The following is a 291-nucleotide window of genomic DNA, read 5'->3' on the forward strand; positions in this document are numbered from 1 at the left end:
TGACTTTTTATTAAATATTACCTTTCTATTTCTAAATACTTCTCTTGATATTGTGCTTCTATTTCTATTTAATTCATTTGCTATTTGATTAAAAGTTTTAAAATTTTTTAATCCCATTAATATTTCATTTCTTTCAAAATCATCTAAATTTTTTTTCATAATTTTCCTTTCAAATGTTGCATTTGTTTTTTGAATTATGATGTTGCATTTGATGTTTAAAATCAAAAAAATGAAAGTTGCAAAAACTCTCATTTTTTCTATATTTTATCATATTTTGTAAAAAAATACTAC

At 19.2% G+C, this 291-nt stretch carries 1 protein-coding gene; it reads right to left on the minus strand.

Annotation, left to right across the window (positions count from 1 at the left end; all coding sequences use genetic code 11):
* The coding region (locus AYC59_RS08290; RefSeq protein ID WP_156445493.1) for a helix-turn-helix domain-containing protein at positions 1-252 on the minus strand (252 nt) is incomplete at its 3' end.
* Positions 253-291 lie beyond the last annotated feature (39 nt).

The organism is Pseudostreptobacillus hongkongensis (assembly GCF_001559795.1).
GTDB classification, from domain to species: domain Bacteria; phylum Fusobacteriota; class Fusobacteriia; order Fusobacteriales; family Leptotrichiaceae; genus Pseudostreptobacillus; species Pseudostreptobacillus hongkongensis.